At 64.2% G+C, this 8,498-nt stretch carries 8 protein-coding genes; 3 read left to right on the forward strand and 5 right to left on the reverse strand.

Features of this window, described 5'->3' with window-relative positions; genetic code table 11:
- The coding region (locus AC5RWX_RS27040; protein WP_494099349.1) for a maltose alpha-D-glucosyltransferase at positions 1 to 1,564 on the forward strand (1,564 nt) is incomplete at its 5' end.
- A gap of 49 nt (positions 1,565 to 1,613) precedes the next feature.
- On the opposite strand, the gene AC5RWX_RS27045 is transcribed toward AC5RWX_RS27040, so the two are convergent.
- From AC5RWX_RS27045 to AC5RWX_RS27055, 3 genes are all read right to left on the reverse strand, one after another.
- Positions 1,614 to 2,894 carry a Y-family DNA polymerase gene (locus AC5RWX_RS27045; protein WP_494099355.1) on the reverse strand — a complete coding sequence of 427 codons (1,281 nt, stop codon included), beginning with the start codon at positions 2,892 to 2,894 and terminating at the stop codon, positions 1,614 to 1,616.
- A gap of 25 nt (positions 2,895 to 2,919) precedes the next feature.
- A complete protein-coding gene (locus tag AC5RWX_RS27050) occupies positions 2,920 to 3,351 on the reverse strand; it encodes a LexA family protein (protein WP_494099350.1) in 432 nt (143 codons plus the stop codon).
- A 72-nt stretch (positions 3,352 to 3,423) separates the two neighbouring features.
- Positions 3,424 to 4,128, reverse strand: coding sequence for an alpha/beta fold hydrolase (locus tag AC5RWX_RS27055; protein WP_494099351.1), 705 nt, complete (start codon positions 4,126 to 4,128; stop codon positions 3,424 to 3,426).
- Positions 4,129 to 4,362: 234 nt separating this feature from the next.
- On the opposite strand from AC5RWX_RS27055, the gene AC5RWX_RS27060 reads away from it, so the two are divergent.
- Both AC5RWX_RS27060 and AC5RWX_RS27065 read left to right on the forward strand, forming a co-directional pair.
- Entirely contained in the window at positions 4,363 to 5,949 is a 1,587-nt protein-coding gene (locus tag AC5RWX_RS27060) for a sodium-dependent transporter (protein WP_494099352.1), read from the forward strand.
- Entirely contained in the window at positions 5,946 to 6,083 is a 138-nt protein-coding gene (locus tag AC5RWX_RS27065) for a methionine/alanine import family NSS transporter small subunit (protein ID WP_082978922.1), read from the forward strand. Before AC5RWX_RS27060 ends, AC5RWX_RS27065 begins: the two co-directional genes overlap by 4 nt.
- 70 nt (positions 6,084 to 6,153) lie before the next feature.
- Here AC5RWX_RS27065 and rsgA read toward each other — a convergent pair whose 3' ends face one another.
- Positions 6,154 to 7,326: a ribosome small subunit-dependent GTPase A gene (gene rsgA / locus AC5RWX_RS27070; protein WP_494099353.1), complete on the reverse strand. Its 1,173-nt coding sequence runs from the start codon at positions 7,324 to 7,326 to the stop codon at positions 6,154 to 6,156.
- Positions 7,327 to 8,241: 915 nt separating this feature from the next.
- Positions 8,242 to 8,498: zinc-ribbon domain-containing protein (locus AC5RWX_RS27075; protein ID WP_494099354.1), on the reverse strand; the 257-nt coding region annotated here is incomplete at its 5' end.

Below are 8,498 nucleotides of genomic sequence, written 5' to 3' on the forward strand. Positions count from 1 at the left end.
GGGCATCTACCACATGATCGACATCCCGGAGTCCGACTGGGACCTGCTGCCGGATGTCCCCGAGGGCGAGGACTCGGTCAATATCGACGTCGCGACCGAGCGCCGGCTCCAACAGGCCGGCTACATCATCGGCGAACTCCAGCGGGTCATTTTCTACGAACCCGGCGTGAAGGAAACCAACTGGAGCGCCACCCGCGCCATTGTGGATACCACAGGCCAGAAGCGCCGCTGGGTGTACCTGCACTACTTTAAAGCCGGGCAGCCCTCCATCAACTGGCTTGACCCAACGTTCTCGGGCATGCGCCTGGTGGTAGGCGACGCGCTGCATTCGCTGCTGGACCTGGGTACCGGTGCGCTGCGCCTGGATGCCAACGGCTTCCTTGGTGTGGAAAAAAGCGCAGAGGAACAGCCCGGCTGGTCCGAAGGCCATCCACTCTCCGAGGCAGCCAACCAGCTCATCGGCAGCATGGTGCGCAAGGTGGGAGGTTTCTCCTTCCAGGAACTGAACCTCACCATCGATGACATCAAGGCGACCTCCGAAACCGGGCCGGACCTGTCCTACGACTTCATTACCCGGCCCGGCTACCACTACGCCCTTGTCACCCAGGACACTGAATTCCTGCGGCTGACCCTGCGGCTGGCCATGGAGATCGGCGTGGACCAGGCGTCACTGGTCCACGCGTTGCAGAACCATGACGAGCTGACCTACGAGCTGGTGCACTTTGCCACCCGGCACAAGGACGACGTCTTCGAGCTGGCAGGTTCCGAACTGACCGGCACCGAGCTGACCGAACATGTGCAGGACACCCTCCGGAACAAACTCACCGGCGAAAACGGGCCCTACAATGAGGTCTTCACCACCAACGGCATAGCTTGCACTACGGTCAGCGTGATCACCGCAGCCCTGGGCATCAAGGACATTTCCTCGCTGACGGACGAGCAGGTGGAGACGGTGCGGGAAGCCCACCTGCTCCTGGCGATGTACAACGCGCTGCAGCCCGGAGTGTTCGCGCTTTCCGGCTGGGACATGGTGGGCATGACAACCCTGGACCGGGCCCAGGTCAGTGAGCTCACGGCCCAAGGCGATACCAGGTGGATCAACCGGGGTGCCCACGACCTGATGGGCACCAACGCCGAAGCCACTGTCTCGGCTTCGGGGATGCCCCGGGCACGCAGCCTCTACGGTCCGCTGCCCGAGCAGCTCAAGGACGACCAGTCCTTTGCGCGGAGGCTGCAAAAAATCCTTAAGGTTCGTGAGGAATGGGGGATCGCCACCGGCCTGCTCCTGGACGTACCTGACGTTTCCCACCGGGGCCTGCTGGTGATGGTGCACCGACTCGCCTCCGGGCAGATCCAGGTGACCGTCCTGAACTTCTCCGCTGAGAGCATCACCGGCAGCGTCCACTCCACCTATCTGGAGGCCGGCGCGCAGGTCCAGGACCTCTTCACCGAGAAGGCCGTGGGCCAGGTGGATGACCTGCACAGTTTCTTCATCGAGCTCGGGGCGTTCCAGGGCACGGCGTTGCTGATCGAGGATCCGGTCAGCGTGGAGGACGAAGCGTAGGGACACCTGTGGTGGGGGCGCTTCTCCAGGTCGCACTGCCGTAGGGCAGCTAGGCTGCCCTGACGAGCGGGAGCTCGTCCCAGTGGGTGGTGTACCTGGGGGAGCGCATGTCCCGTTTCATGGTCCAGTCCGGCCCGCCGCGGATCCCGGCATGGCCCAGCCCGATGGAGCCGCGGCCGTAGCGGCGGGTGATGTCCTCCAGCAGCGGCCCGATATGCCTTTCCTCGTGCGGATTCTCAAAGGGTTCCAGCGGTTTTTGGTTGCCGCTGGGCCGGAGGTCCGTGACCATGATGCCGGCGCGGGCGTACTTCGTGCCGTCGATGATGGCGGGCAGCAGTGCGTGGGCGGCTTTGGTGAGGATGACAGGGTCAGCCGTCGGCATGGGAAGCGGGACGCACACGGAGGGAAGGGACGTTTCCTGCGCGTTGAAGTGGGACGTTCCGGCGAACGCTGTGAGGAGTTTCGCCTGCAGGTGGTGCTTGGCCAGCCGGCCGCTGGCCATCTGGGCATAAACGCTGAGAACCTGCCGCACGTCGCGGGCGGTGGTGATGGGTGTGGAAAACGAGCGGGAGAAGATCAACTGGTCGCGGCCCACTTTGGCCTCCTCCATGGGGATGCAGGGTGTCCCCTGCAGTTCGAGGACGGTCCGCATCATCACCACCGAGAAGCGCTCGCGGATCCGGACGGGGTCTGCGCGCTTGAGGTCCAGGATGGAGTGGATGCCCATGGCGTTAAGGCGTTTGGTGATTCTGGTTGCCACGCCCCAGACTTCAATCACGGAAAGCCTGGCCATCAGTGCTTCCTGCTGCTGCGAGGGTACGGAATCCCAGCGGCAGACGCCGTTGAACGCCGGATTGTGCTTGGCCCACTGGTTGGCCAGCTTCGCCAGGGTTTTGGTGCGGGCGATGCCCACGCAGACCGGGACGCCCACGTTCCGGGCCGCCGCAGCCTTGATGGCCCTCCCGAGTTCCAGCAGGTATTCCGGGGTGCCTTTGACTCCCAGGAATGCCTCGTCGATGCTGTAGACCTCCAGCCACGCGGAGTAGCGGCCCAGCAGTTCCATCACGCGGGCGCTGATGTCTCCATAGAGCTCGTAGTTGCTTGACTTTGCGATCAGGCCCCACTCCTTGGCCCGGGGTGCAAGCTTGAACCAGGGCTCGCCGGCTCCGATGCCCAGGGCCTTCGCTTCGGGTGAGCGCGTGACCGCGCAGCCGTCGTTGTTGGACAGCACGATCAGGGGCTTCCCCTCAAGGGAGGGGTCAAAAGCGCGTTCGGCGCTGGCATAGAAGCAATTGACGTCCACATGGGCGATCTCGGGCATCTGCCGCATGAGGGCTGGCCGGGTCACGTTCCCCTTAGACATGGTGCAGGCACCTGGTGGCCACACCCCAAATGGTCAGCTCGCTCAGGGCAGGAACCTTGATGTCTGGGTACTTCGGGTTTTCCGCCTGCAGCACCACGCCCGTGGCGGTGATGCGAAGCCGCTTGACCGTCAGCTCCCCGTCCAGGACGGCGATGACCACGCAGCCGTCCCTGGGTTCAAGGGCCCTGTTGACGATAAGTTCATCGCCATCGCTGATGCCCGCGCGCTCCATCGAGTCGCCGGTAACGCGGACCACAAACGTGCTGGTGATGTCCTTGATCAGGTGCTCGTTCAGGTCTATCCGGCCGTCGAAGTAGTCCTGCGCGGGCGAGGGATAACCGGCAGCAACCGGCACTGGCGACACCCAAGCCAGCTGCAAAGAGAGCCCCGCATCTATCACGCGGGGACCGACAATAACGCCCACAACACACCCTTATTCGAATATATGTTCGATACATTGAGTGTACAGCCGCGGGGCGACAATGACGACGAGAGGCTAGGGTGTCCGTTCCACCGCAGCAAGGATGGCGCGGGCGAGTTCCTCAGGCTTGGTGAACTGGGGCCAGTGCCCGGTAGGGAGGTCCACGTACTCCACGTCGCGCATCCGGGCCAATTCGGCTACGAAGGGGTGGCCGCCGTCGATCCATTGCTTCAGCATCGAGGACGGAAACTCGCAGGCGATGATGGTGGCCGGCACGTCGTAGCGGCGCTCGTCGCTCAGGTGTTGCTGGTCGTACGCGACGCCTTTCGGTTGGGGGATGGCCCGCGCACGGAAGGCTTTGCGCAGCCCCTCGTCCAGATCCACCAGGTCGGCGTCTTCAAAGTCCTCCCATGGCGGAAGTGGTACGTCGTCGCCGTCGGCCGGCAGTTCGTCGTTGATAACGCCCCCTTCGCCAAGGGGGCCGCTGTCCACATAGATGGCGCGCTCTACCCGGTTGGGCCGGGCATCCAGGGCGCCGTGGATGATGGCCCCTCCGCCGGAATGCCCCACGAGCACAACCCTGCCTTCCAGGGAATCGAGGGCGGCAACCACCGCGTCGACATGGTCGCGGAGGCCGATCCCGGCACGGCTCGCGTCCACAGATTCGAGCCCGGGAAGCGTCAGCGGGTGGGTCCGGTGCCCAGCGGCCTGCAGGGCAGGCGTCACCTCCTCCCAGGATGAGGCGTCCAACCAGAATCCGGGTACGAGGATGATGTCCATGACGGAACCCTACTACCGGGGCAGGACACGCGTCCCGAATCCTGTGCCTCCTCCAGGGGCGCGACTTGCACAGGGACTTCCCGGAGGGGTGGCATCCACAGTAAAGTCCCCGGATAGCCACTGCACCGGACACGCACCTCTACGCGAGAGAGAGCTTCACATGAACCGGACACAGTACCGCCGCAGCGCGCGCGGCGTTGTCAAAGCCTGGCCAAGCGTTGCGGGCGGGGCGGCATGAGCAGCGCTGCCGCCGAGAGCTCACCCGGGGCCGGCCCTGAGCCAGCGAAGCGCGAGACCTTTTCCACGCGCCGGCTCTTCATCCTGTCCGCCATCGGCTCAGCCGTGGGACTGGGCAACATTTGGCGGTTCCCCTACATCGCCTACGACAACGGCGGCGGTGCCTTCCTCATCCCGTACCTCGTGGCCTTGCTGACGGCAGGCATCCCGCTGCTGTTCCTCGACTACGCCGTAGGCCACAAATTCCGCGGCTCTGCTCCGCTGGCATACCGCCGGCTCCACCGGGTCGCGGAGCCGCTGGGCTGGTGGCAGGTCCTGGTCTGCTTTGTCATCGCGGCCTACTACGCGGTGATCATCGCGTGGTCCCTGATGTATACCATCTTTTCCTTCACCGAGGCATGGGGTGACGACGCCGAGGGCTACTTTTTCGGGAGCTTCCTTCGGGTAGCGGAGGCGCCGGGAGTCGGCTTCACCTACGTGCCGTCTGTGTTCTTTCCGCTGCTGCTGGTCTGGATAGCGGTCATCGTCATCATGGTGGCTGGGATTCGTAAGGGCATCTCCCGCGCAAACTCCATCCTGCTCCCGCTGCTGGTGGTGATGTTTGTGCTGCTGGTAGTCCAATCGTTGTTCCTCCCTGGTGCCGCAGAGGGTCTCAACGCGTTCTTCACTCCCGATTGGTCCGCCCTGGCCGATCCGTCCGTCTGGGCTGCGGCGTACGGCCACATTTTCTTCTCGCTCTCCGTGGGCTACGGCATCATGGTCACCTACTCCTCCTATCTGAAGCGCAGGACGGACCTCACCGGTTCCGGCATGGTGGTTGCCTTCGCAAATTCGGGTTTCGAGATCCTTGCCGGCATCGGCGTCTTTGCCGCCCTGGGGTTCATGGCCCAGGCTGCGGGGGCCGGTGTCAACGAGGTGGTGACGCAGGGCATCGGCCTGGCGTTCGTGGCGTTCCCCACCATTGTTTCGCAAGCTCCATTCGGGGCCGTTATGGGGGTGCTGTTCTTCGGATCCCTGGTGTTCGCGGGAGTCACCTCGCTGATTTCAGTGCTGGAGGTTATCGTCTCGGCCGTGCAGGACAAGCTCGGCTGGGGCCGTATCAAGGCTTCCCTGGTGGTCAGTGTGCTGGTCGCGGCAGTGTCCCTGGCTCTGTTTCCCACGGCAACGGGGCTGTACCTCCTGGACACCTCCGACGCGTTCGTCAACAGCTTTGGCATTACGCTCGGCGCGCTGGTGACCGTGGTGGTGCTGGCATGGTTCCTGCGCAAGCTGCCCCTGTTGTCGGCCCACCTCAACCACATCTCAACAATCAAGATGCGCCGGACGTGGATGGTACTGGTGGCTGGCGTGGTTCCGCTCGCGTTGATCTACATGGTGTCCAGCGAATTCATCAGCAAGATCTCCACCACCTACGAGGGTTATCCCGAATGGTTTGTGGGCCTGTTCGGCTGGGGCATGGCCGGCGCGCTGGTGGTCCTGGCGCTGGTCCTGACCTTCATTCCCTGGAGCCGCACCTCCAAAGCGCACCACGACCCGGAGTACCAATCCATAATGGACGAGGAGAAAGAGGAGACGGCACGGTGACACCCATTGCGATCACCATGATGATCATCGCCATCCTCACGGTATGGGGCGGCCTGGCATTGGCGCTGCTCAACCTGAAGCGGCACCCGGAAGACGAGGGCGCACTGCCCGAGGAGCACGCCCCGGAGCTCTGACCGCCGGTTTATGACCGCCGGTCCGGAAGTTACGGGACGGGCCGCCGCTGACGGAGGTCAGGGCGCCTCCTCAGCGCCGCTTTCGGCCCGACCGGTCCTTCCGCTCGGCTGTCTCGCGCTCAGCCCACCGCTGTGACTTCCCGGCCGACACCACCTTCTGGTGCCACTCCCGCTGGTAGGCTCGCTGCGCCGCGGCGTCGCTTCGCCGGGCCAAGGCGGCCAGCTCACGCTGCAGCTTCAGGTAGTTGTGCCAGCGGCGCTCCTCCAGCACGCCGCCGGCAATGGCTTCCTGCACGGCACAGCCAGGCTCGCCCTGGTGGGTGCAGTCCGAAAACCTGCACCGGGCTGCCACTTCCTCAACATCGCCGAACATCTCGCCGAAGCCGTACTCAGCGTCGAACAATCCGAACCCCCGCACGCCGGGCGTGTCCATCAGGACGGTCCCATTCGGAAGCGGCACCAGTTCCCGCGACGTGGTGGTGTGTTTGCCCTTGAAGTCGCCGGCCCGCACCTCACCGGTGTCCTGGACGTCGCGGCCCACCATCGCATTAATGAGCGTGGACTTTCCGGCGCCCGATGGGCCTAAGAGGACGATGGTACCGCCCGCCGGAATGTGCGCCAGCAGTTCGTCGATGCCGTCATCGTTTTCCGCGGACGTGGTCACCACGTCCACTCCTGCAGCCTGCAAAATGACTTCACCAACGACGTCGTCCGCCACCTCGGCGAGGTCCGCCTTGGTGATGATCACCAGGGGAGTGGCGCCGGAGTCCCACGCCGCCACGAGGGTGCGCTCCAGCCGGTTGTGCGTCAGCGGCCGGTCCACTGGCACCACCACGCCCACCATGTCCATGTTCGCCGCCAGGACCTGCGCCGCCGAGGAGTCCTCGAAGGCACGCTTACGGCTGAGTTCGGAGCGCCGCGGGAGGATGCCCAGGATCTGGCGCCCGCCGGCCCGGTTGGGTCCGATCCAGACCCAGTCACCGGTGACGGCCGTTTCGCCCGATAGCGGATAAGGCAGGTGCAGGAGATCCGCACCCGCCGCCACCAGTAACAGGGTGCGGTCAACACGGACCACCCGACCAGGCTCGGTCGCGTCCGGGAGGGCGTGGTCTTGGAAGTGTTGGGCGACGGCGGCGGTGTAGCCGTAATGGAGCGGGCCGCTGCTGGTTGAAGCGGAAGTGTTCGATGTGTTGGCGCTTGACGTGCTGCTGCTGTCCAGGGCGGTGCCTGAAGATGTTTTCACTGTGATACCTCGGGGAATGTCCCCTGCGCACCGGTTGCTTTCGGCCTTGGTGTTAGGCGCTCCGCGAAGAGGTCAGGCGGGGCCGGTACGGTACAGGGGAAGGGCGTGGGTGATGGGTGCGGAGCGCATTGGGCGCGTGGCTGCGACAGTCATCGAAAACACCTCCCTTTCCCGTAGGGGACTGGTATCAAGTCCCTCAAATCCGGAGCCTAACTCTTCCGTTCCTTGGCACCTCCGACGTGTCGGGTGTGCCGATCCGGTCCTACTGTAGCTGCGGGCGGGGGGATCCACCAGAGCCTTGTTAAAGATCCCGTGTCCGCCATTGGACAGAAACGCGGCGGAACTGCCAGGCCGGGTTGGGTCGGTCCTGGTTCGGTTTCCGCCAGTCGTGGACAGTGCTGAGGGCCCGGTTCACAATGAGGGGTGTGGCGCAATGGCCCCTGATGCTCCGAGTGCCGGCGGCCCAGAGCGCCAGTGGCCACGGAGGAGGAATAATGCGGATGACGTTGATAAGGGCGGCCGTACTTGTTGCCTTCGTTGGAAGCATGTTTTGTATTCCTGCTGCGGCCATTGCCTCCGAAGGCTTCGGAGCCGCCGCGGCCCAGGTCCTGGCTGCCTCACCGGGAGTTGCCCAAGGACAGCAGCCCTCCCCTCCTGATGCCCCGACCGGACCCACACCCGCGCCCACCGGAACGGCAACTCCGGCCGAATCCTCACCACCTCCTCCAGGAGGTCCAAGCAACACCGGACCGGCCGAGGCGAACGACAGTACAGCCCTCGTGATTGCTGTTGCGGTCATTTTGGCAATTTTGCTGGTGGTGTTCTACCTGTGGAGACGGCGGAGATCGGTGCGGGACCTGTAAAAGGGAACAATAAGTGCCAGATAGGAATCACCGCCTGGAACAAACGGTCTTCCTACCGGTGCAGTTCCAGCGCCCGCTTCTCCCGGGCGGAGATTCTCGAGACGTAACCGCAGTTCGTGCAAGTGATCTGGTAGGACCGCGACGTTGTGAACACCGGGATGAAGAACAGGGTGAACTTCGTCGCCTTCTCCTCGAGGTGGTGGTGTACGAAGGAGCGGCAGTATTGGCAGGTTGCCGCCTTGCCGGGGAGTGCCTTAAGTACCGTCTTGAAACCGAAAAGAAGGAGCATGGGTTTGCCTCTCGGGGGTT

The organism is Arthrobacter sp. SPT-J7 (genome assembly GCF_059089965.1).

Coding starts and splice junctions, on each gene's coding strand:
- AC5RWX_RS27060 (WP_494099352.1), top strand. CDS start 4,363: ATGAGCAGCGCTGCCGCCGAGAGCTCACCCGGGGCCGGCCCTGAGCCA.
- AC5RWX_RS27045 (WP_494099355.1), bottom strand. CDS start 2,894: ATGCGGCAGATGCCCGAGATCGCCCATGTGGACGTCAATTGCTTCTAT.
- AC5RWX_RS27055 (WP_494099351.1), bottom strand. CDS start 4,128: ATGGACATCATCCTCGTACCCGGATTCTGGTTGGACGCCTCATCCTGG.